Genomic DNA, 22,712 nt, shown 5'->3' with positions numbered 1-22,712 from the left:
CTCACCACTCCGGCGCCGCCCGGCGGCGCCGGACCTGGCCCTGGCTCGTGGCCCTGGCCCTCGCTGCCGCCGCCGTCCTGGGACGGCTCGCCCTCCGCCCGCCCCCGGCCCGACCTCCCGGCCGGGACAATCTCCTGCTCGTGACCCTGGACACGACGCGCGCGGACCGGCTGGGCTGCTACGGGTACGCAGGCGCGCGCACGCGCTATCTCGACCGCCTGGCCGCGGAGGGAGTCCGCTTCGCGCAGGCCATCAGCCCGGCCCCCATCACCCTGCCCGCCCACGCGTCGATCTTCACCGGCCTCTATCCGATCGCCCATGGCGTCCGCAACAACGGCAACTTCACCCTCTCCGACCGCTACCCGACCCTGGCCACCCTCTTGAAATCCCAGGGCTACCGCACCGCGGCCTTCGTGAGCTCGTTCATCCTCGACCGCCGCTATGGCCTTGCCCGCGGCTTTGACCGCTACGACGACCGCATGGAGGGGGCCGAGGCCCAGGTCATCAGCTTGGAGGCGGAGCGCCGGGGGGACCGCACGGCCCTCCTCCTCGCGCGCTGGCTCGAGGAACAAGCGGCCTCCCCGGGGGCCCCCTTCTTCGCCTGGCTGCACCTCTACGACCCCCACGAGCCCTACCAGCCGCCGCCGCCCTTCCGGGAGATGTTCGCAAGCAGCCCCTACGACGGGGAGATTGCCTTCGACGACGCGGTCGTGGCCTCCATCCTGGACAAGCTCTCCCAGCTGGGCCTCAAGGACCACACGCTCATCGCCGTCATTGGCGACCACGGCGAGAGCCTGGGCGACCACGGCGAGGAAACCCACTCGATGTTCGTCTACGAGGGAGTCCTTCGAGTCCCCCTCATCCTCTGGCGCCCGGGACGGATCCCGGCCGGGGTCGTGGTCCAGGAGCCGGTCCGGGCCACGGACCTCGCCCCGACCCTCCTCGACCTGCTCGCCATGCCCCCCCTCAAGACCGACCACGGACGGAGCCTCCTCCCCCTGATCCAGGGTCGGAGCGCCGGTCCCTCGCCCCCGATCTACGCCGAGACCTACCTCCCCCTCTTCTACATGAACTGGGCGCCGCTGCGGTCGATTCGCGACGAGAGATTCAAGCTCATCGATGCCCCCCGCCCGGAGCTCTACGACCTCGCCTCCGACCCCAAGGAGGAACGCAACCTCTACGGGCAGGAGGCGGGAAGGGCGCGCGCCCTCGAGGAGGGCCTCGAGCGTCTCACCGGGGGCAGCGAGGGAAGCATGGAGGTGGGCCGACTGGACGCGGAGACGGCGGAGAAGCTCGCCGCCCTCGGTTACCTGGGGGCGGGCTCCGCGGCCGCGCCCCCGCCCCACGACGCCGCGCGCAAAGAGCCCAAGGACATGATCGGGGTCTTCAACCGACTGCGGCGGGCCAACCGCGCGGTCAGGGAGCGTCGCTTCGACGAGGCCTTGCCCATCCTGCAAGAGGTCCTGGCCCGGGACCCCCAGAACGCCTTCGCCATCGTGGTGACGGGGAGCGCGCAGATGGGCCGGGGACGCTACCGGGAGGGCATCGCCTCCTTCCGGAGGTACCTCGAGCTCGTGCCCACGAGCGCCTACGCCCATCACTGGATCGCGGTCTGCTACCTGCGGCTGGGAGACCGGGAGGCGGCCCTGCGCGAGGCGGAGGCCACCCTCGCCGTGGATCCTCGCTTCAGCGACGCCCGCGTCCTCAAGGCGGGCGTCTTGGCCGCGCGGGGGGCTTACGACCCGGCCATCACGGAGCTGCGGCAGGCGGTGACGACCGATCCCGCCAAGCCCGCCATCCGGCTCGACCTCGCCCGCGTTCTGGCCGAGGCCGGTCACGCGGCGGAGGCCAAGGCCGAGTACAACGGCATCCTGACTGTTCAGGCCGACTACGCGCCCGCCCTCACCGGCCTCGGGGCTCTAGAGGCGAGCGGGGGAGAGCTGGAAGCGGCCGCCCGCCACCTCCGCCGGGCCCTCGAGATGGAGCCGAGCCAGGACGAAGCGCGCTTCGACTTGGCGGAGGTCCTGAATCGGCAGGGGCGGCGCCAGGAGGCGGCCGCGGAATACCGCCGCCTGGTCGAGGCCAAGGACACGGGGCCGCTCATCCGGGCCCGCGCCCGGGAGCACCTCGCTTCTCTCCCCCCCTAGGCAGGCGTCCCCAGGCGGGAAAGAGAAGGGGGGCGGCGCACGCGCGTGCGCCGCCCCCCTTTGGAGCTTGAGGCGGGGTCGCTAGAAGCGGAACCGCAGGGAGAACTGCGACTCCCGCTGGCTGTCGGGCACGATCGCCGTCGCCGCCCCGAAGTTGACCGAGGGGTAGCGGTTGGTGTAGCCGCCGGGGTTGGCGGTGTTGAAGTTGGCGTGGTTCGTGATGTTGAAGACGTCGAAGGCCAGCTCCACGCCTTGATCCTTGCCGCCAAACCGGATGAACTTGGACACTCGAGCGTCCCAGCTCAGGAAGGCGAGGCCGCCCGTGCCTCCCTGAACGCAGCTCGCCTTCCCGCTCGGGCAGATGAACTCCGGCCCCGCCACGAAGGCGTTGCGCGAGAACATCTGGCCGGTCGTGGGGTCGATGGCCCGGACGTTGGCCCGGAGCCCGGCCAGCCCCGCGAGCGCGTTGACGGGCCGGCCCGAGTTGGCCTGCAGCGCCGTCGAGAACTGGAACTTGGCCGGCAGGTCGAAGACGCCCGCGAGGGTGGCGCGGTGACGGATGTCGTTCGGCGCCGGCCCCCAGTCCAGCTCCCAATTCGCGTTCGTGATGTCGGCGGGCAGGCTGTTGAAGTCGTTGGCCAGGTTGTAGGCCTTCGACCAGGTGTAGGTGGCGATCAGATAGGCCTTCGGGGTGCGGAATTTGGGCGCGACGTAGACCGCGTCGAACTTCGAGTGGCCGCGGTTGCCCTCCACGTTGATGGGTCCGATCGCGGGATCGAAGACTCCGGCCGGAGATACGAGGGTGTTCACGTTTTGCGGGGTGTTGATCCTCCAGCGGGCGATCTCGTCGTTGCCGGTGACGTGCACGTAGTCAATGTCGAAGCCGAACTGGCGGGTGGGCTGGGCGGAGAAGCCCACGTTGAACTGGTCCGCCCGGGGCTGCACGAGCTGGGGTGAGGTGAGCCTCGTGAGCTGCCCCTTGAAGGTTGGGTCGATGAAGGAGCCGCGGATCGCGTCTCGGTTGGCGGCGTAGTTGTTGGGGGTGAAGGGCGCGGGCGAGAAGGAGAGGAAGTTGGTCGGGCTGCTGATCTGGCTCCAGTACTCGTAGAGGGTGATGTTCTGGAAGATCTCGTCGTAGTACCGCCCGTAGCCTCCGCGCAACACCGCCTTGCCGTCTCCGTTTATGTCGTAGGCGAAGCCGACCCGCGGCCCGATGTCCTTGTAGTCCTGCTGCCGCTGGCTCGGATACCCGGCCGCATTCACGGCGCGAATGCCGATGGTGTCGAACCGGTTGCTGTAGGGGCCGAACTGGATCTCGTACCGTAGCCCCAGGTTCAAGGTCAGCTTCCGGGTGGGCTTCCAGTCGTCCTGGACGTAGCCGGCCACGTAGGTCCAGTTGTCGTCGAAGCTGTTGTTGCCCGCCGATCCGCTGAAGCTGTCGGCGATGGAGTTGAGATAGGTGTTGAGGTCGTTGCCGAGGGAGTGGCCGAAGGTAAAGAGCCCGTAGAGGGTGGGCACGAAGAACCCGCCGAAGTGGGACCTCATGAGCTCGGCCCCGACCTTGAAGGCGTGGTCCCCCCCCCAGTTCTCCTTGCGGAAGGAGAAGTCGTCCCGGACCTGGAAGCGCTGCTGGATCGTCTGCTGGGGCGTATTGAGGTTGGCCCCGAACGTGAAGTCGGGGGTCGCGATGCCGGGCTTGCTGTTGTCCTCGGCCGTGATGTTGTTCTCGAAGTGCTGGTAGGTCAGCACCAGCTCGTTCAGCCTGTTGTTGCCGAGGACGGTCGTGTTCTTCAAGACCCCGGAGTGGGTCTTGTTGGTGTTGAGGGCGCCCGAGGAGGCGAGCGTGCTGCCCCCGATGAAGTCGTGGGTGCGGCTGTTGTCCTCCAGGCCGTAACGGGCGACCAGCGTGTTGTTGTCGCTCCACTGGAAGTCCACCTTCGCGAGAACGAAGTTGTTCCGGAAGGGCTGGGGGAAGCTTCCCTCCTGGGAGGGGAGGGCACCGTTCGTGTTCACGGTCGCGTAGTCGTCGCGCTGGTTCCGCTCATAGGAGAGGAAGAAGTGGGCCTTGTCCTTCTCGATCGGCCCCCCCAGAGTGGCGCCGTACTGCCACTGCTTGAAGGGCGGCTTGGGCAGGTTCAGCTTGTCCTCGAAGAAGCTCTTGGAGTTCAAGCTCTCGTTCCGGCCGTAGACGAAGGCCCCGCCGTGAAAGTCGTTGGTGCCGCTCTTGGTGACCACGTTCACGATGCCGCCCGTGGAGCGGCCGAACTCCGCGCTGTAGCGCTGGGTCGTGACCTTGTACTCCTGGATGGCATCGTTCGAGAACTGCTGGAGCAGGCCGCGCACCACGCCGTCGTTGTCGTCCGCCCCGTCCACGCTGACGATCACGTTGCGCCCGGTCGCCCCCCCGTAGCTGATCCCGCCCACCTCGGTCTTGGTGGGATCGTAGTAGTTGGAGCTCCGGGTTCCGGGCACGAGCAGGGAGAGATCCTGGAACTTCCGGCCGTTCAGGGGGATGTTCTCGACCAGCTTGCTGGTGATGACCTGCCCGATATCCGAGGTCGTGGTCTGGATCAGCGGGGTCTCGGTGGTCACGGTGATGATCTCGGACACGGTCGCGACCTTCATCGTGAAGTCCACGGTGGCTTCGCTTCCCACCAGGACCTCGACGTCCTTGATGACCTGGGTCGCGAAGCCGGTCAGCTGCGCGCTGACGTCGTAGCGGCCGGGGGGAAGGGACGCCAACCGGTAGGTGCCGGCCGTGCTCACCGTGCCGGTACGCGTGAGTCCGGTGGCGGTGTTCTTGGCCGTGACGGTGGCGCCGGGAACGGCCGCCCGGCTTTCGTCGGAAACCCGGCCGTCGATGGTGCCCGTCACCGTCTGGGCGCCCAGGGGGGCAGGGACGATCAGGCTGGCAATAGCGGCCACCGCCGCCACCGCGATCACCCATCGGAACAACTTCATGCTCACCTCCGAGCAAATCGGAAGACTCGCCGACTGACCGAGGACAGTCCTTTAGGACAACACCTTACTGAATGTTCGAGCAACGCGTGTGCCAGGTCGTCATATCAGAATAACTCACGTTGGCATAATGACTTACATTTCATTGTGGGGGCTGGATCCAAATCGCCGTATGCTGGGAATCCAATAAATTGTCGACGGGCCGCGCTCGAGCACGAGGGCGGCCGGGCCAAGGCGCCGAGCGTGCTACCATCCCCTCCCCGGAGCAAGAATGAAGGACGTCGTGACCGCGGACGATGTGAGGGCGGTGCCGCCCGGAGGCGAGCTCTTGGCCTCTGCGGGAGCGGTCGTGACGCCCTGGGCTCGAGAGATGGCCGCCACCCGGGGAGTCCGCATCGTGCTGGGGGCAACGATGCCGGGCCCAACGACGGTGGCCGTGGGCTCCGATCACGGGGGCTTTGCGCTGAAGGAGGAGGTCAAGCATCACTTGACCCGCCTGGGATACGCCTTCCGCGACCTCGGCACGTTCTCTCCGGAGCCGGCGGTGGACTATCCCGATATCGCTGCCGCCGTGGGGGGGACGATCCGGGCCGGGGAGGCCCGTCTCGGCATCATGGTCGACGGAGCGGGCATTGGCTCCGCCATGGCCGCGAACAAGCTGGCGGGAATACGGGCCGCCCCCTGCGGGGACGCGGCCGCCGCCCGCAATGCCCGTGAGCACAACGATGCCAACGTTCTGACCCTGGGCGCCCGCTTCGTGGACCCCGTGCGCATGCGCGAGATCGTGGAGACGTTCCTCACCACCGAGTGCACCGAGGAGCGGCACCGGCGGCGGGTCAAGAAGATCGAGGCCCTGGAGGCCAGGGAGCGGTCGAAGTGACGGATGCCCGGCTGGTGGAAGCGGTCGTGCGCGCGGTCCTGGCCCAGGTCCGGTCGGAGGAGCCTCCCTGCGCCTGCCACCAGGCGGCGGGCGGGTGTTGTCCGGACCTTCTCGGCCACCTTCTGCAGGAGGGAGCCGAGCGCTTCGGCCTGCAGGCGGGGGTCAACCTGTATCCCCGCGAGATCGCCCGCCGCATCGACCACACGCTCTTGAAGCCCGACGCCACCCGCGAGCAGATCGAGACCCTCTGCCGCGAGGCCCGGGAGCACGCCTTCGCCACCGTCTGCATCAACCCGACCTGGGTCCGCCTCTGCGCCGACCTCCTGCGCGGCAGCGAGACCCGGGTCTGCACGGTGGCGGGCTTCCCCCTGGGGGCCACGCCCCCCGAGGTAAAGGCCTTCGAGGCGGGGCGGGTGGTGGAGGACGGCGCGGCCGAGGTGGACATGGTCATGAACGTGGGGGCTCTGAAGTCGCGCGACTACCGCCTGGTGGAGCGGGACGTGGCCAGGGTAGTGGCGGCCTGCCATCCGCGGGGGGCCTCCGTGAAGGTGATCATCGAGGCCGCGCTGCTCACGGACGACGAAAAGGTCAAGGCCTGCGTGCTTTCGAGGGTGGCCGGCGCCGACTTCGTCAAGACCTCGACCGGCTTCGGTCCCGGCGGGGCCACCGCCGCCGACGTGGCCCTCATGCGCCGGGTAGTGGGTCCGAGCATGGGGGTGAAAGCGGCGGGCGGGGTCCGGGACCTGAAGGCGGCCCAGGCCATGCTGGAGGCGGGGGCGGACCGCATCGGGGCCAGCGTGGGGGTCAAGATCATCCAGGAGAGCCGGGCCGCGCAAAGCGGAACCGCGTGAACGCGGTCGAGCTCGGGCCGGTTCCCGCCGAGCGCCGCACCCAGCCCCCGATCGATCTCTTCCTCATCTTTGCCGGGGCCAACCTGGTGGCCACCACGATGGTCACGGGAGCGAGCCTCTATCCGGGGTTCACCACAGGCGCCGCCCTGGCCGTGGTCGTCCTCGGGAGCATAGCGGGGGCGGCCCTGGTGGCCGCCCTCGCCCCCGTGGGGCCACGCCTCGGGGTTCCTTCGGTGGTGGCCGCGCGGGCCGCCCTCGGCACCCGCGGGGCCGCCCTCGTGGCCGTTTTCCTCTACGTGACCAACTTTGCCTGGATCGCCATCAACAACGTGATCGCGGGCTCGGCCTGTGCAACTCTCGCGGGCGGGCCGTCCTCCGAGCGAGCCTGGGCCGTCGGCGTGGGCATCCTCGCCCCCGCCATCGTGGCCGGAGGACCCCGACTCGTCGCCCTCGCCGACCGGGTGGCGGTGCCCCTCCTGCTCGCCCTCGGCCTCATGACGACGGTCGTCTGCCTGCGGCTGCCCGCGGGCGGCGGGGGGGCCGCTGGAATTGGCGGGCTCTCGTGGGTAAGGGGGCTAGACGTGGTGATCGGCTACCAGGTCTCCTGGATCCTGATGTTCGCGGACTACTCCCGCTACACCGCTTCCCCCCGCGCGGGAGCGGTAGCCGTGTTTCTGGGCCTAGCCGTGACCAGCGCGTGGTTCATGCCCCTCGGCTTCCTGGCCGCCCGCGCGGCCGGCCGGACCGATCCCGGGGCCATGATGGCAGCGGTCGGGCTGGGGGCAGCGGGAGCGATACTCCTGGCTCTCGCCACCCTGACCACCAACTTCGTCAACGTCTACCTCTCGGCCCTCGCCTGGAAGAGCCTCCTCCCCGGGGCGGGCGAGCAGGCCTCGGTCTGGATAGCCGGGCTCGTGGGCGCGGCCCTCGGTCTCCTCTCCCGGGTGTGGCTCGACCGCTACGTGGATTTCATGCTGGTCCTGGGCGGGGTCCTGGTGCCGGTGGGCGGCGTCTTGCTCGGCCGCTTCTTTCTCGGGCGAGGGGAGGTGGACGTCCGGGCTCTCTACGATCCGTCCGGTCCTTACGCCCAAGGGCGGGGCTTTGCCGTGCCTGGGCTCCTGGCCTGGGCGCTTGGAGCCTTGGTCTACTACTGGGCGGCGCCCATCGGGGGGACCTTGCCTTCCCTCACCGCCGCGATTCTCGCCTACGCCCTCATCGGACGATGGTGGGCACCCACGGAGAGCGTCCGCCCGGCCCGATGACCAGCTGCCGCCTTGGGCTCGGCCGGTGCCGGAGGAAGGCTCAGACCCGCTGGGGGATCCGGGCCATATAGGCGTCGGCGGTGCGGCGGGGATCCAAGCCGACCTGACGGGCATACTCCTGCAGGAACCCGCGCAGATAGACGGGGGCGGGCAGGAACGGGTAGCGGTCCTGCTCGATGTACTCCAGGTAGCGAACCCCGATCTTGCTCGCGACCGCGATCTCGCGCAGGCTGACCCCCCGCGCCTCGCGCACCCGCCGGAGGTCGGCGCCGGTCACGACGTCGGACAGCTCGGGGACGGCCGTGTCCCGAACCGCCGGCTCGCCCGCCAGGGGGGAAGGGGGGAAGGGAAGAAGGGGCGAGCCCGGCTCCGCCAATCCCCGGGTCAGGTCGTACTCCCGCCGGCGGATGGGATCGGCCAGGACCTCGTAGGCCTCGAGCACGCGCGTGCGCGCGGCCTCGACCTCCCCCACCTCCAGCAGTGAGTACGTGGCCAGCGAACCGTCTCCGTAGAGCTCCAGGCAGAAGCGGTAGGCCCGCTCGACCTGCTCCCGGGAGGCGCGGGGCTCGAGCCCCAGCACGTCGTAGTGCGTCTCGCCTTCCACGGCTACCAGGGCAGGGCGAGGCTCTCGCCCTGAAGGAGCCCGCGGGCCAGCTGCCGCACCTCTTCCGCCGCCCGCGCCCCAGGCGCGTCCACCATGAAGAGGCGGCGCCGCCGCACGCTCTGCCAGACGGTGTCGTCGTAGTGCACGTACCCGGCGTAGGTGGCCCGCACCCCCAGGTGCCGGGCGCAGGCGGAGACGAGCTGGTGGCCGATGGTGATGTCGGCGTTGTCGCGGACCTGGTTCACGACGAACCGGGGATGGAAGGCGGCCATCTCCCGCTTCAGCACTCCCACCGCCTCCGGGTCCTCCTTCTCCACCGTGGCCAGGAGGTCCAGGGGCGTCCTTATCCCGCGCGCGTTCTTGGGGTCGAGCGCGGCCTCGATGATGAGGCGGACCCCTTCCCGGGGGGCGGCGGCGCGGAGCCGGCGGTAGAGGGCGCTCTTTATGAAGCGGTAGCCGTTCTCGATGGAGGTGGGCTCGGGGACCACCATCAGGAGCGAGAGGTCGGAGATCAGGAAGAAATCGACGATGTTGAAGGAGGTCCCGGCCCCCAAGTCCAGCAGCACCAGGTCCACGTCCAGGGACCGGATGCGGTTCAGGACCCTCACCTTCTGCTGGTACTTGATGTTGGCGGCCCCCAGGAAGTCGGAGGCTCCGCTGATGAGGCGCAGGCCGGGCACCCCCGTCTCCGTCAGCACATCCTCGATCCGCTCCGCCCGACGCTGGATGAAGTCCCCGAGCGTCCGCTCCGGGCCGGAGAGGCCCAGGCAGGTGTGGAGGTTGGCGCCCCCCAGGTCCGCGTCCACCAGGACCACGCGCTTGCCCATGCGGGCCAGCTGCCAGCCCAAGGAGGCGGTGAGGAGGGACTTGCCGATGCCGCCCTTGCCCCCGCCCATCGACCAGATCTGGCGCCTCGTGCGGGGGGCGGCGGCGGGGATGACCGGCGTGACACTCAGGGCCATTAGCGCAGGGTGATGCTGGCCAGGACGCCGTCCAAGAGGGCCCGCGTCGCCGGCGATTTCTTCCACAACTTCATCGGGCAAAACGCGATCACGCAGAGGGACTCGCCCTCTCCAACGAGCGTGATGTTCCGCTGCCGCCACTCGCGGGAACCGAGGATGGGGGAATCGTAGATCACACGGAATGCGGAGTCGAGGGCGCGCCGACCACGGATACGCCCGCTCACGAAGTCGTACTCGTATTCCACCTGCGGCTCGGAGTCCAGGGGGGTGCCCGACAAGCGCTCCGCCATGCAGTCGACGTGGAGGCCGTCGAAGCCCGCCTCCTCCCCGCGATGCAGGAAGCGCACAACCACGCTGTCTCCCTGGGCCTGTACGATCTCCGGGCTCGAGCCCCCGGATTCAACCTTCCAATCGGCGGGCGTGCGGAAGGAGAAGGCCTTGGAAGGACAGACGTGCTCGCTGGGGAGATCCGGGGGTGCGAGCTTCGGCGCCTTCCCCGCCCACGTCGGGACGGGAACCAGGAGCATCAGTAGAAACGCAAGTTGTCCAAGGTCCTTCATTCAGGGCCTTTGAAAGCTTACGTTACATCAGTTAAGGGAATACATCAAGTGGCTGGCGCAAACGCGGGATACTGGATCCTAACTACCGACCCTCATGCGGCCCGGCAGCTCCATCCGCATGGACCGCGCGTGGCTCGGGTCCACGCCCCGCCGGATGGCGATCATCTCCGCCAAGATGCTGACCGCGATCTCCTCCGGGGTGGTGGCGCCGATCTCCAGGCCCAAGGGCGAGTGGACCTGGGCCAGCTCCTCGCGGGAGACCCCCCGCTCCTCGAGCGCGGAGAAGATGTGGACCACCTTCGGCTTGCTCCCCAAAAGGCCCACGAAGCGCAGCCCCTTGCCCACCGTGGCCGCGAGGGCGTCGGCATCCCCCTTGTGACCCCGGGTCACGACCACGGCATAGGAATTCGAGCCCAGAGTCATCTTCGAGGCCGCAGCCACAAAATCCTCGACCACGATGAGATCGGCCTCCGGGAAGCGTTCGCGGTTCGCGAACTTCAACCGGTCGTCGGCGACCTCGACCCGAAACCCGACCGCCTTGGCCATCCGGGCCAGGGGCTGGGCCACGTGTCCCGCCCCGAACAGACACAGGGTGGGCGTCCCCTCGATGGGCTCGATGAACACTTGCATCCTCCCCCCGCAGACCAGGCCATCCTCCCCCGCCTGGTCCGGGGTGAGGTCGTAGGACGCCATCTGCACGCGCCGGTTGGAGATGCACTGCCGGGCGCGCCCGGTCATCTCCGCCTCCAGGCACCCGCCCCCGATGGTCCCCACGATGCGTCCATCCCCGTAGACGACCATCTTGGCCCCCGCCTTCTGCGGCGTCGAGCCCTCGGTCGAGACCACGGTGACAAGGGCTGCCGGCTCCCCCGTCTGCTCCGCTCTGAGCGCGGCTTCGAAGACTTCCCTCATAGCGCCTGAGCACGAGAATAGCAGATCAGGGCCAGACCCAGGCGGGGCCGCCGCGCGCACTCCCCGCCACCACGCGGTCGTAGGCGGGCAGGAGGAGACGAGCGACCCGCCCGGCCGGCCCCGCGGCCCCCTGGTCCTCCGCCTTGTTCAGGAACACGGCGGGGCGCGCGCCCTTGGGGACCCGGGACAGATAACCACCGGGGCAGCGGAGGGCGGCGGCCAGGGTCTCTTCGTCGACCCGGTCCCCCGCCGCTTTGCCGGTGGCAGCGAGGACGAGCTCCAACCGATGCACGTTCTCGTTGCCGAGAGGTCGGCCCAGAATGTCGATGGCGGCCACGACCACGAGCAGGGTGGTGGAGCGGGGGACGACCGGCTCGTGGGGGGCGGGAACCTTCAACGAGCGCCCCCGGGCCCCGTCCGCCTCCACGAGCACCACCTCCGCCAGGCGAGCCAGGGCGTCGACGCGCTCCGCGGGGACGCCTTCGATCTTGTCCGATCGCAGGGCGCGACCGAGCAGCGTGGCCCGGCCCTCCCGCTCCAGCGCCTCCTCGAGCGCGGCCTCCGTGGCCCCGTCCGCCTCCATCACCACCGGGCCAGTGACGTCCCGGGGGAGCGTGCCCATGTGAGTTGTGGTGGTGACCAGCACCCGCAGGCCGGCCGCTCGCGCCTCCGCGGCGAGCCGAAAGACGAGGGTCGTCTTGCCGCCTGCCCCCGCCACCGCGACCACGTCCCCCTTCCCCACTCCGAGGGCGATAAGGAGGGATTCGATTCCCTTCGTCGGAGTCGGCGTTCTCGACGTGCCGTTCACGCTTCCCGCGGCGTCCGCCAAACGTCGGCGGGGGTCTCGACGCTCCACGTGCTTAACCTTCGGCCCTCCTGGCCGTAGCGCCCGTCATGTGGGCGAGTCAGAATGCCCCCCAAGCGCGAACCGACGCCGAATCACGTCCAAGGGCCTTGGGCAGCCTCTGCTCGGTCGCAACCGGCTGCCGGGGGTCGCGTTTGATCAAGCGCTCCGAGCAGAGATCCTCGACGTGTCCTTCACGCGTGCCGCCGCCGACCGCGAGGGATCGGAGGGTTTCCCGCCCCGTTTCGTGGGAGTCGCGGGGCCGCTTCGGGTCCGGGCGAACCGGCCGCTCGGAGTGGCGTTCGATCAGGCGCTCCAGGGAACTCGGCTCCCCAGGCTCTTCAGGGCCGCGGTCAGGACCTTGGGGTCCAGGGGCTTGGGCACGCAGGCCCGGAACAGAGCCGCCTGGGCACCCAGGTCTTCGCGGGCAGCCAGGGCAAAGAGCGGAAGGGAGACGGTGGCGTCGTTGTCCCGCAGCCGCTCGGCCACCTCCTCGGCCCGGAGTCGGGGCAGGATGCGGTCCAGCACGATCGCGGAGGGGACCAGGCGGATGGCGGCTTCGACCGCCTCCACCCCGTCCGCGACCTCGTGAATGCCGTAGCCGAGCTCCTCCGCGGCCCGCCGGACCTGCCGCCGGGTGCGTGCGTCCCCCGTGGCCACGAGCACGAGGGGAGCCCGGGTCTGGGCGGCGGCCCCGAAGAGGGGGAGGGAGAAGGAGAACGTAGAGCCCTCCCCGGGCGTGCTCTCCACCCACAGGCGACCGCCGTGCGCCCTCACGATCCGCTCGCAGATGTAGAGGCCGAGCCCGAACCCTTCGATGCCCTGGGTGCACTGGTCGCGGACGCGCGAGAAGGGCCGGAACAGTCGGGCGATGTCGGTGGGGGCGATCCCGATCCCCCGGTCGGACACGCTGATCACGGCGGTGTCCCCCTCCGCGCACACGTTGAGGCCGATGGGCCCGCCCCCCGGCGAGTACTTCAACGCGTTGGCGACCAGGTTCTCCAGCACCTCCGTCACCCGTTCCCCGTCCGCCCAGCAGGGGAGCGGGAACTCCGGGGCCTGCACGCGCAGCGGGTGGCCGGGCTCTTCCGGGAAGCGCCTCCCCACCTCCAGCACCTTGGTCACGAGATCCACGAGGCCGAAGTCGAACGAGAAGTGGCCCGTCTCCAGGCGCGCGGTCTTCAACGTCTTGTCCATGAGGTTGGCCATGTGGGTGGCGGAGCGGATGATGGCCTGCGCCCGCTCCACGCGGTCCTCGGGGGGGGCCTCCGGCTTCCACTCCAGGAGCTCCGCATAGCCGAGGATCCCCGAGAGGGGGGCCCTAAAGTCGTGGGCCACGATGTTGAGGAGCTCGCTCTTCATGCGGCTCAGCTCCACCAGTTTGGCGTTGGTCTCTTCGAGGGTGTGGTAGAGCTCGGCGTTGCGGAGGATGATGCCGATCCCGTCGGCCAGGGTTTCCAGCGTGATGATCTGGCCCCGGTCGAAGGCCTGGACGAGGTCGCTCTCCAGGTCCAGGAGGGCCACCACCTCGTCCCCGGAGAGGATGGGCACGGTCAGCCCGCTCTTCATGGACGGCATCCAGGGGACGTGACCGGGCTCCCGCGCCACGTCGGGGATGAGGATGGTCCGCTTCTCCTGCAGGGCGCGCCCGCAGGTCCCGTGGGACAGGGGATAGCTGGCCCAGCCCTCGGGCCGGGGGTCGCGGCAAGCCACCGACGCCACCCGGAACAGCCCGGAGTCGGGTTCGGGCACGAGCACGGAGACCAGGGGGTAGCGGAAAGCCTCGTGGATGCGTCGCACCGCCGTCTCCAGGATCCGGTCGCGGGAGAGGTTCCCCGCGATCTCGCGCAGGAGGGCGTTCACGAGGGCGAGCTGCTCGCTGCGCTCCTGCTCCGCCGCGAAGGCCATCGCGTTGGCGACCGCGATCGAGAGCTGGCCCGCGAAGCGGGTCAGGTACGCCAGGTCGTCGTCCCCGAAGGGCAGGGAGCCGGGCTGACGGGTCGCGTTCAGCACCCCGAACACGGCGGGGGTCTCCCGCTCGCGGTCGTAATGGGTCAGGGGCACGCAGAGAATCCGGGCCACGGGGGTGCTCCGGGGCACGAAGCCCTCGTGCCCGGCGGTGTCGTTTACAAGGACGGGCAACCGGTCCCGGGCCACGCGCCCCGCGATCCCCTCCCCGCGCAGAAAGACAGGCTCGGGCTCCATGTCCGCACCCGGCTCCCGCCTCCAGGCCGCGAAGAGGCGGAGGGTGCCCTCCCCCTCGTTCAGCCGGAAGACCGAGGTGTGGTCGGCGCGTATGAGCCGACCCGCCTCCTCCGTGGCCTTGACGAAGAGGAAGCGGAGGTCGCGCAGGGCGGCTGTCTCCAGCCCCAGGTCATAGAGGGTGGCCATTTGCTGGGCCATCTTCTCGGTGGCGGCTTCGCTCTCGCACCGGCGCAAGGCCAGGGCGAGGTGGCCGGCCAAGGTGGAGACGAGATTCACCTCCTCCTCGTCGAGGGGAGAGGCCGAGGAGCGCAGCAGGTAGAGGACGCCCAGGGCGTGATCCCCCGCCCGCACCGGCACCGCCAGCTCCAAGCCGAAAGCGCTCCTATGGGGACGCAAGGGGGTGGTGCCCCGCGCCGCCCAGCGCAGCAGCTCCGGGTCTGGAGGGGGGTGCCCGGGGAGCCCCGGGCCCGACTCGAACTCCAGGCGCAGGCCGTCCCTCTCCTCGGGGGCGTAAAAAGCCGCCCGCTCATAGGGGAGATCCTGCTGGATGCGGGTCACGGTGAGGCCGATGAGGCGCGCGCGCCCGGAGATGGCCGCCATCTCCCCCGCCAGCGCGGATAGGCGCTCCAGCCGGGCGGCGTGCCGCCGCTCGCGGTCGAAGATCTGCCGGCTGCGCAGGAAGGTAGCCGCCGGCCCCGCGAAGATGGAGAGGATCTGGGCGTCGGCATCGCTGAACCCCCCCGGCTTGTTCGCGGCCACCAGCAGCCCCAGCACGTGCCCCTCCGAGAGCATGGGCACCAGCACCACCGATTCCGCGCCCGAGAGCTCGACCATCTCCGGGATCAGCCGGGGGTCGGACGCCGCGCGGTTGCTGAGGTAGGGACGCCCGTTGCGGAAGTTCCAGAGGCTGCGGTACTCCGGCTTCATCACGTAGCGCAGCTGGCGCGCGACCTCATCCCCCAGTCCGTGGACGGGCAGAGCCAAGCCCATGGTGCGCGTGGAAGGGTCATAGAGGGCGATCCCGCACACCGGGGCGTGGATGAGCGCGGCCAAGCGCTGGGTCACCATCCGGTTGAAGTCTTCCGGCTCGGCAATGAGCGACCAGTCGCGGCCTACCTCATGGAGCAGAGCCAGGTCGCGAGCCCGGGCCTGGGCTTCCTCCCGGTTCCGCAGCATCTCGTCGTGCAGGCCCTTGATGCGGAGGAAGGCCCGAACCTTGAGGATGAGGGCGGCGGTGTCCACCGGCTTCTGCAGGAAGTCGTCGGCCCCCGCCTCGTAGCCCTGTCTCAGGGCGGCCGCGTCGCCGAAGGCGGTGAGCATGACCACGGGCAGGGAGGGTCCGTGGGCCTCCCGCAAGCGCAGGCAGGTCTCAAAGCCGTTCATGCCTGGCAGCCGGAGGTCGAGGAGCACGAGATCGAAGGGGTCGTGGGAAAGGCGGTCTAGGCCCTGCTCCCCCGACTCCGCCCGCTCGCCCGAGAACCCGTGCCGGCCCAGGATTTCCAAAAGGGCGCGGGCCACGTGCGGATCGTCGTCGATGACGAGGATCTGGGCCATGGGAGGGGGGTGGCTCCGCGGGATGATGAGTCAGGCGGAGAAGGGAGTCAAACGGGGGCGGTCGGGGGCTAGTCGGCGGGGGATGGGCGGAGGGGGGTGGGCGCGAGGTCGCCCTCTTTCACCGAGACTTGGCCGTAACGACTGTAGAAAGAGAGGGTCCGCCGGTAGCAGGTCCGCTTCTCCAGGTCGAAGGCCACGCAGGAGTCGATGGGCTGGCTATAGACGTGAAGGGAGATCACCGGCTCCCGGCCCTGCACCACCACCTGGTGGATGGTCTGGACCTTGTCCACCGTGTTCACAGGCCCGCCCGGAAAGCACTCCTGCACCTCGCGGCGGTCGATGTCCAGCTCGGTGGCCCCCGCCAGACAGTCCATGCCGACCACGTTCTGATTGTCGGACGCGTTGCAGCCGAGCCACTTGTAGTTGATGACGGCCAGAGCCCCCCGCTCCACGCTCATCCACCCGAGCTGTCCGTTGTGGGTGTGGATGACGGTGCGCTGCCCGGGCCCCCAGCAGACGGCCATCACCTCCATGAGCTCGTCGCGGTGGATCAGGTTCCGGGTATAGGCGTCGGGGAGGAAGTGCACGAAGGGATCGAGGGAGGAACGGTCGACCGCCGTCTCCCGAAGATAGTTGAGGATGCGGTCGCGGGTGATGGGCTCGTTCTGGAACGAGCGCAGGGTCTCCACGAAGCGGTCGACGGAAATCGTCTTTCGGCCCATTTCCCCCCTTCTCCCCCTGCCGCCAGTGTGTCGCGCCGGCCGCCCCGCGTCAAGGCGCGCGGGCCCCGCCATAATCGGCCTTGTCAGGCCCCCCCCAAATCCCGTACTCTCAACCCGGGAGCGTGCCGCTCCCAGGATCGGGGCTGCCGCGCCCTGACCGGCCACGGCGACCCCAGGAGGGGGACCACGATGGGAGTCGCCGGGGCGGAAGCACTCCTGAACCTCATCCGGCAGAAGCAGGACCTCCAGGGCTACCGGGAACGTCACTGGGCGGGCGGGTTCTCCGAATACATCGAGATCGTGATCTCGAATCCCCGGGTGGCCCGCAACAGCTACCAGCGGCTCTACGACATGATCCTGTCCTACGGGGTCGTCGAGTACACCCGTCACCACGAGAAGCACATCCACTACCGGATCTTCGACGACCCCATCGACAGCGGACGGGACGCGGTCTTCGGACTGGATGCCCCCCTCATGCGCCTGGTCAACAACGTGAAATCGGCGGCCTACGGCTACGGCACGGAGAAGCGAATCCTGCTCCTGCACGGGCCGGTCGGCTCCTCCAAGTCCACCATCGCCCGCCTCCTCAAGAAGGGGACCGAGGTCTACTCGAACCAGAAGGAGGGGGCGCTCTACACCTACGGCTGGAGGACGGACCCCGCGTCCATCAACCCCGAGGCCGTGCAGTGGTGCCCCATGCACGAGGACCCCCTGCACCTCATCCCCCTCGAGACCCAGGAGGCGGTCTACACCGAGGTGAACCGGCGGCTGGGCGCCAAGGACTACCGGATCGGGCCCACGGGCAACCTCTGCCCCTTCTGCCGCAAGATCTACCAGGACCTGATGACGAGCTACGACGGCAACTGGGACCGGGCCACGCGCCACGTGGTGGTGCGGCGGCTCATCCTCTCCGAGAAGGACCGGGTGGGCATCGGCACCTTCCAGCCAAAGGACGAGAAGAACCAGGACTCCACCGAGCTCACGGGCGACCTCAACTACCGCAAGATCGCGGAGTACGGCTCCGACACCGACCCCCGGGCCTTCAACTTCGACGGGGAGCTGAACATCGCCAACCGCGGGATCATCGAGTTCATCGAGATCCTCAAGCTCGACGTGGCCTTCCTCTACGACCTCCTGGGCGCCTCCCAGGAGCACAAGATCAAGCCCAAGAAGTTTCCCCAGACCGACATCGACGAGGTGATCCTCGGGCACAGCGTGTCCGGAGAGGAGCCGGTGCCCTACCGCTTCCGGGGCGCGATCGGCTGGGCCACCATGGCCGACCTCTACGGCCAGCTGCACGGGAACTGCGCGGGGCTCGAGGTCCTGGCCCACGATTTCGAGGATGGGGGGACGCGCTGGACCCCCGTGCGGTCCCTCCTTCGCCACCGCTTCACGGGGGAGATGCTGACCACGGACCAGAAGTGGGGGGTGGTCGAGACCACGCCGAACCACTCGATCTACGGCCGGGGGGGAACGACATTCTATCCGGAGGAGCGGGGCGAGATCATGGCGGCGCGGACCCTGCTCGGCTTCGCCCCCGAGCGCGCTCTCTTGATGGACGCCCTGGCCGGTGTGCCCGGGTTCGTGCGTTCCGATGTCCGCGTCACGGTCGGCGGCCCCCTGACGCGGCCCTGCGGTCCGCGGTGGGCGCGGAGCCTCCCGCGGCACGCGACCGAGGTCCAAGCGGTCTACCACACCGCGCGGGACGCCGCCACCCTCAAGGACCTGATCACGGTCCTCGTGTGGTATGCGACGGAGGGGCATGTCGACGGCGGAAACGGCGGCATCGTGATCAGCCAAGCCGACCGCCAGGAGCTCATGCGGGTGCGGGCGGCGTTCGCCCGGATCAGCAGCGCCGGCGGCTCGATCGATTCCGGCGCCAAGTCCGACTCCGCCTGGCGGCTCACCCTCGGCTCGCCGGCCATCGCCGCCCTGGCCAAGCATCACTGCGGGGAAGGGTCGGAGAACAAGCGGCTGCCGGACTTCCTGTTCGACCTCCCCGACGAGTTTCTGGGCCACGCCTTCGAAGAGCTGATGCGGACCGACGGCCGGCGCCGGCTCTCGCGGGAAGCGAGGAGAACCGCCTCTCCCGCCTACCGCGCCCGCCTCTTCGAATACAAGACGGTCTCGCGCATGCTGGCCGCCCAGGTGGGAACCCTGGCCAGCCTCCTCGGGCATGACTACCGCGTTCATCGTCACCACCGGCCCGGGCACGAGCCGGCTTACCGCATCCGCTTCGCCTCCGGCGAAGGCCGCATGGGAGGCCGCCCCCGTACCTTCCAGGCCCGGCTCCACCGGCGGGCCGTCTTCGGCGAATGGGTCTACGACATCGAGTGCGAGGGGCTTCACAACTTTGTCTGCGGGGTCGGCAACGTGGTCTGCCACAACACCAACGAGCCGGAATACCGCAAGCTCCAGAACAACGAGCTCATGGAGGCCTTCCGGGACCGCACGGTCAAGATCGACATCCCCTACAACACGGTGTGGAAGGAGGAGGTCAAGATCTACAGCCGGGACTTCAACGAGCGCCAGATCACGGGCAAGCACATCGCTCCCCACACCATCGAGATGTCGGCCATCTGGGCGGTGCTGACCCGGCTGGAGGAGCCCAAGAAGGCCCAGATCACCCTCATCCAGAAGATGAAGCTATACGGGGGCAAGACCCTGCCCGGCTTCACGGAGGACAACATCAAGGAGTTCCATGAGGAGTCCCCCCGGGAAGGCATGGACGGGATCAGTCCCCGCTACATCCAGGACAAGATCTCCAACGCCCTCGTGCGCGACGACACCGGCACCTGCGTGAACCCCTTCATGGTCCTGAACGAGCTGGAGGCCGGCCTCTCCCACCACAGCCTCATCACCCGGGAGGAGATCCGCAAGCGCTACCGCGAGCTGCTCTCCATGGTCAAGCAGGAGTACGAGGACGTGGTGAAGAACGAGGTGCAGAAGGCCATCTCCGCGGACGAGGAGGCCATCGCCCGCCTCTGCGGGAACTACGTGGACAACATCAAGGCCTACACCTTCCACGAGAAGGTGCGGAACAAGTTCACGGGGCAGGAGGACGACCCCGACGAACGGCTCATGCGCTCGATCGAGGAGAAGATCGACATCTCGGAGAGCCGCAAGGACGACTTCCGACGCGAGATCATGAACTACATCGCGGCCCTGGCCCTGGAAGGAAAGCAGTTCGACTACAAGACCAACGAACGCCTGCAGAAGGCTCTGGAGCTGAAGCTCTTCGAGGACCAGAAGGACTCCATAAAGCTGACCAGCCTGGTCTCGAGCGTGGTGGACCGGGACACCCAGGAGAAGATCGACATCGTGAAGGGCCGTCTCATCAAGAACTACGGCTATTGCGACGTCTGCGCGACCGACGTCCTGAACTACGTGGCCTCGATCTTCGCCCGGGGGGACACCAAACAGCGGTGAGGGCACGGCCCCAGGAAGCAACCGACCGGGGATGCCGCGCCTCCCCCGCGGGGCTCACTCTTCCCTCCCCCGCCCCCCGCGCCGCGGGCACCCCGCCCCCCGCCCCGACGGAATTGTCGTGACCGCCATGCTCAGAAAGATCGACCGCGACGTCAAGCGCTTCAAACAGATCGTGCGCGGGATCATCAAAAAGGATTTTCGGAAGTACCTGACCCAGGGCGAGCTGATCGGACGCCAGGGCAAGCACCTGGTCTCCATCCCCATCCCCCAGATCGAGATCCCGCGCTTCCGCTTCAGCTGGAGGGAAGCGGGGGGCGTGGGCCAGGGGGAGGGGGACGTGGGGGATCCCTTGGAGGGCGCTCCCGGAACCGCCCAGGGCGAGCACATCCTCGAGGTGGAGGTCAATCTGGAAGAGCTGGCCTCCATCCTGGGGGAGGAGCTGGAGCTGCCCCGGATCCAGCCCCGGGGGCGGCGGGTGATCCCGGTCGAGAAGGTGAAGTACTCCAACATCCGCAAGGTGGGACCGGAGACGCTGCGCCATTTCAAGCGCACCTTCCGGGAGGCCCTGAAGCGCCAGATCGCCATGGGCACCTACGACCCCGGCAACCCCGTCATCGTACCCATCCGCGAGGACCGCCGCTACCGCTCCTGGCACCTGCGCGAGGTGCCGGAGTCCAACGCCGTCATCATCTTCTGCATGGATGTGAGCGGGAGCATGGGCGACCAGCAGAAGGAGATCGTGCGCGTGGCTTCCTTCTGGATCGACACCTGGCTGCGCAGCCAGTACAAGAGCCTGGACAACGTCTACGTGGTCCACGAGGCCTTCGCCAAGGAGGTGGATCCCCACACGTTCTACCACCTGCGGGAGAGCGGGGGCACCAAGATCTCCACCGCCTACGAGCTGGTCAACCAGATCATCGACACCCGTTTCCATCCCGAGGCCTGGAACGTGTACCTCTTCCACTTCTCGGACGGGGAGAACAGCGACAGCCGGGACACCGACCTCTGCCTGGAGATCCTGCGCCGGGACCTGCTGCCCAAGCTGAACCTCTTCTGCTTCGGCCAGGTCCGCTCCTCCTACGGCGGGGGCCGCTTCAAGACCGACCTGGAGGAGGCCTTCCCCGGGGAGCCCCAGATCGTCACCAGCGAGATCCGGGACAAGGACGAGATCTACGACGCCATAAAGCGCTTCCTGGGCAAGGGGCTGTGAGGAGCGGGCCGTCACTCGCGAGGTGGGGGGGCGAGCGCGCCCGCCTCCTCGCGCCACCCGTGCTCTCCCCCGGGGGCGGCCCCGGGGTCGGGGGGGATGCCGACCCCCCGCTCCCCCAATGAACCTGAACGCGGACCTCGACCGCTGGCGGCGGGAGATCGAAGGCTACGCCCGCGAATACGGCCTCGACTTCTACGACGTCGTGTTCGAAGTTCTGGACTACGACCAGCTCAACGAGGTGGCAAGCTACGGCGGCTTCCCCACCCGCTACCCCCACTGGCGCTTCGGGATGGAGTACGAGGAGCTCAGCAAGAGCTACTCCTACGGCCTCTCCAAGATCTACGAGCTGGTCATCAACAACAACCCCGTATACGCCTACCTCATGAAAGCGAATGCGGCGGTGGAGCAGAAGCTGGTCATGGCCCACGTCTTCGGCCACGCCGACTTCTTCAAGAACAACTACTGGTTCAGCGAGACCAACCGCCGGATGATCGACGACATGGCGAACCACGCGACCCGGGTCCGGTCCTACATCGACCGCCACGGCCTGGAGCCGGTGGAGGACTTCATCGACGCCTGCCTGAGCCTGGAGAACCTCATCGACTACCACGCGGACTTCATCCAGCGCAAGGAGAAGCGGGAGCGGCCCCGGCCCGGCCTGGCCGAAGAGGAGGAGACGAAGGAGGTCCCCCGCCTGCGCAGCAAGGGCTACATGGAGCCCTACATCAATCCCCCCGCCTTCCTCGAGGAGCAGAAGGTGCGGCTCGCGGAGAGGGCCAAGAAAAGGCGGCTGGTCCCGGAGGAGCCCCAGCAGGACGTGCTCCAGTTCCTGCTCGAGCACGGCCCCCTCGAGAACTGGGAGCACGACGTCCTCGCCATCGTCCGCGATGAGGCCTACTACTTCGCCCCCCAGGGCATGACCAAGATCATGAACGAGGGCTGGGCGAGCTTCTGGCACAGCACGATCATGACCCAGCGGGCCTTGACCGACTCCGAGGTGGTGGACTTCGCCGACCATCACTCGGGAACCCTGGCCATGACCCCGGGAAGGATGAACCCCTACAAGATCGGGATCGAGCTCTTCCGGGAGATCGAGAACCGCTGGAACAAGGGGAGGTTCGGCAAGGAGTACGAGGATTGCGACGATCTGGAGGCCCGGCGCCGCTGGGACCACAAGCTGGGACTGGGCCGGCAGAAGATCTTCGAGGTGCGCAAGATCTACAACGACGTCACTTTCATCGACGCCTTCTTGGATGAGGAGTTCTGCGAGAGGCTCAAGCTCTACGTCTACGGCTACGACTCGCGGGCCGGCAAGCACGTGATCGTGAGCCGGGACTGGCGCAAGGTCAAGGAACGCCTTCTCTTCTCCCTCACCAACCTGGGCCAACCCATCATCCATGTGGTGGACGCGAACTACGGCAACCGGGGGGAACTCTACCTAAAGCACCGCTTCGAGGGCATCCCCCTGGACCTGGAGAAGGCCAAGGACACCTTGAAGAACCTTCACCGGCTGTGGCGCCGCCCCGTCCACATCGAGACCGCGGAGGAGGGCCGCGGCCGGCTCCTCTCCTTCGACGGCAGCGAGCACAAGTCCGGTCGCCTCTGAGGCGGG

The 22,712-nt window shown here is 68.5% G+C and carries 15 protein-coding genes; 7 read left to right on the top strand and 8 right to left on the bottom strand.

Annotated features, from left to right (window positions below; all coding sequences use genetic code 11):
* Positions 1-47: 47 nt before the first annotated feature.
* Positions 48-2,147, top strand: a complete 2,100-nt coding sequence (locus tag VN461_15460) for a sulfatase-like hydrolase/transferase (protein HXB56176.1) — start codon at positions 48-50, stop codon at positions 2,145-2,147.
* Positions 2,148-2,228: 81 nt separating this feature from the next.
* On the opposite strand, the gene VN461_15455 is transcribed toward VN461_15460, so the two are convergent.
* Positions 2,229-5,108 (bottom strand): carboxypeptidase regulatory-like domain-containing protein, encoded by a 2,880-nt coding sequence (locus VN461_15455; protein ID HXB56175.1) that lies wholly within the window; start codon positions 5,106-5,108, stop codon positions 2,229-2,231.
* A gap of 268 nt (positions 5,109-5,376) precedes the next feature.
* On the opposite strand from VN461_15455, the gene VN461_15450 reads away from it, so the two are divergent.
* The 3 genes from VN461_15450 (at position 5,377) to VN461_15440 (ending at position 8,098) form a co-directional block, all read left to right on the top strand.
* Positions 5,377-5,985 (top strand): RpiB/LacA/LacB family sugar-phosphate isomerase, encoded by a 609-nt coding sequence (locus VN461_15450; GenBank protein ID HXB56174.1) that lies wholly within the window; start codon positions 5,377-5,379, stop codon positions 5,983-5,985.
* A 167-nt stretch (positions 5,986-6,152) separates the two neighbouring features.
* Positions 6,153-6,836 (top strand): deoxyribose-phosphate aldolase, encoded by a 684-nt coding sequence (gene deoC / locus VN461_15445; GenBank protein HXB56173.1) that lies wholly within the window; start codon positions 6,153-6,155, stop codon positions 6,834-6,836.
* A complete protein-coding gene (locus VN461_15440) occupies positions 6,833-8,098 on the top strand; it encodes a cytosine permease (protein ID HXB56172.1) in 1,266 nt (421 codons plus the stop codon). Before deoC ends, VN461_15440 begins: the two co-directional genes overlap by 4 nt.
* Before the next feature lie 40 nt (positions 8,099-8,138).
* Here VN461_15440 and VN461_15435 read toward each other — a convergent pair whose 3' ends face one another.
* The 7 genes from VN461_15435 to VN461_15405 form a co-directional block, all read right to left on the bottom strand.
* Positions 8,139-8,702 (bottom strand): helix-turn-helix domain-containing protein, encoded by a 564-nt coding sequence (locus VN461_15435; protein HXB56171.1) that lies wholly within the window; start codon positions 8,700-8,702, stop codon positions 8,139-8,141.
* 2 nt (positions 8,703-8,704) lie between these two features.
* Positions 8,705-9,664 carry a P-loop NTPase gene (locus VN461_15430; GenBank protein ID HXB56170.1) on the bottom strand — a complete coding sequence of 320 codons (960 nt, stop codon included), beginning with the start codon at positions 9,662-9,664 and terminating at the stop codon, positions 8,705-8,707.
* Positions 9,664-10,224, bottom strand: coding sequence for a hypothetical protein (locus tag VN461_15425; GenBank protein HXB56169.1), 561 nt, complete (start codon positions 10,222-10,224; stop codon positions 9,664-9,666). The genes VN461_15430 and VN461_15425 overlap by 1 nt, the downstream gene beginning before the upstream one ends.
* A gap of 78 nt (positions 10,225-10,302) precedes the next feature.
* The gene (locus tag VN461_15420) at positions 10,303-11,136 is read right to left on the bottom strand and encodes an XdhC/CoxI family protein (GenBank protein ID HXB56168.1); all 834 of its coding nucleotides are present in this window, start codon (positions 11,134-11,136) and stop codon (positions 10,303-10,305) included.
* 25 nt (positions 11,137-11,161) lie between these two features.
* Positions 11,162-11,992: a selenium cofactor biosynthesis protein YqeC gene (gene yqeC / locus VN461_15415; protein HXB56167.1), complete on the bottom strand. Its 831-nt coding sequence runs from the start codon at positions 11,990-11,992 to the stop codon at positions 11,162-11,164.
* A gap of 294 nt (positions 11,993-12,286) precedes the next feature.
* On the bottom strand, positions 12,287-15,739 hold the full coding sequence (locus VN461_15410; GenBank protein HXB56166.1) for a GAF domain-containing protein: 3,453 nt from the start codon (positions 15,737-15,739) through the stop codon (positions 12,287-12,289).
* A 68-nt stretch (positions 15,740-15,807) separates the two neighbouring features.
* Positions 15,808-16,461 carry a cysteine dioxygenase family protein gene (locus VN461_15405; protein ID HXB56165.1) on the bottom strand — a complete coding sequence of 218 codons (654 nt, stop codon included), beginning with the start codon at positions 16,459-16,461 and terminating at the stop codon, positions 15,808-15,810.
* A gap of 189 nt (positions 16,462-16,650) precedes the next feature.
* Between VN461_15405 and VN461_15400 the strand changes: the two genes are divergently transcribed.
* The 3 genes from VN461_15400 to VN461_15390 all read left to right on the top strand — a co-directional run bounded on the left by VN461_15400 (position 16,651) and on the right by VN461_15390 (position 22,706).
* Positions 16,651-19,890: a serine/threonine protein kinase gene (locus tag VN461_15400; protein HXB56164.1), complete on the top strand. Its 3,240-nt coding sequence runs from the start codon at positions 16,651-16,653 to the stop codon at positions 19,888-19,890.
* Positions 19,891-20,017: 127 nt separating this feature from the next.
* Positions 20,018-21,100 (top strand): DUF444 family protein, encoded by a 1,083-nt coding sequence (locus VN461_15395; GenBank protein ID HXB56163.1) that lies wholly within the window; start codon positions 20,018-20,020, stop codon positions 21,098-21,100.
* Positions 21,101-21,218: 118 nt separating this feature from the next.
* Complete coding sequence (locus tag VN461_15390; protein HXB56162.1) at positions 21,219-22,706, top strand: SpoVR family protein; 1,488 nt, start codon at positions 21,219-21,221, stop codon at positions 22,704-22,706.
* Positions 22,707-22,712: the final 6 nt, after the last annotated feature.

The sequence above is a fragment of the Vicinamibacteria bacterium genome (assembly GCA_035570235.1).
Taxonomy (GTDB): Bacteria; Acidobacteriota; Vicinamibacteria; order Fen-336; family Fen-336; genus DATMML01.
This window is presented reverse-complemented; position numbering and strand designations above follow the sequence as displayed.

Bases quoted from the DNA above. Each gene is read 5' to 3' on its own strand.
- VN461_15405 (HXB56165.1), bottom strand. From the start codon at position 16,461: ATGGGCCGAAAGACGATTTCCGTCGACCGCTTCGTGGAGACCCTGCGC.
- VN461_15410 (HXB56166.1), bottom strand. From the start codon at position 15,739: ATGGCCCAGATCCTCGTCATCGACGACGATCCGCACGTGGCCCGCGCC.
- VN461_15395 (HXB56163.1), top strand. From the start codon at position 20,018: ATGCTCAGAAAGATCGACCGCGACGTCAAGCGCTTCAAACAGATCGTG.
- VN461_15420 (HXB56168.1), bottom strand. From the start codon at position 11,136: ATGAGGGAAGTCTTCGAAGCCGCGCTCAGAGCGGAGCAGACGGGGGAG.
- VN461_15390 (HXB56162.1), top strand. From the start codon at position 21,219: ATGAACCTGAACGCGGACCTCGACCGCTGGCGGCGGGAGATCGAAGGC.
- VN461_15455 (HXB56175.1), bottom strand. From the start codon at position 5,108: ATGAAGTTGTTCCGATGGGTGATCGCGGTGGCGGCGGTGGCCGCTATT.
- VN461_15450 (HXB56174.1), top strand. From the start codon at position 5,377: ATGAAGGACGTCGTGACCGCGGACGATGTGAGGGCGGTGCCGCCCGGA.
- VN461_15425 (HXB56169.1), bottom strand. From the start codon at position 10,224: ATGAAGGACCTTGGACAACTTGCGTTTCTACTGATGCTCCTGGTTCCC.
- VN461_15400 (HXB56164.1), top strand. From the start codon at position 16,651: ATGGGAGTCGCCGGGGCGGAAGCACTCCTGAACCTCATCCGGCAGAAG.
- VN461_15430 (HXB56170.1), bottom strand. From the start codon at position 9,664: ATGGCCCTGAGTGTCACGCCGGTCATCCCCGCCGCCGCCCCCCGCACG.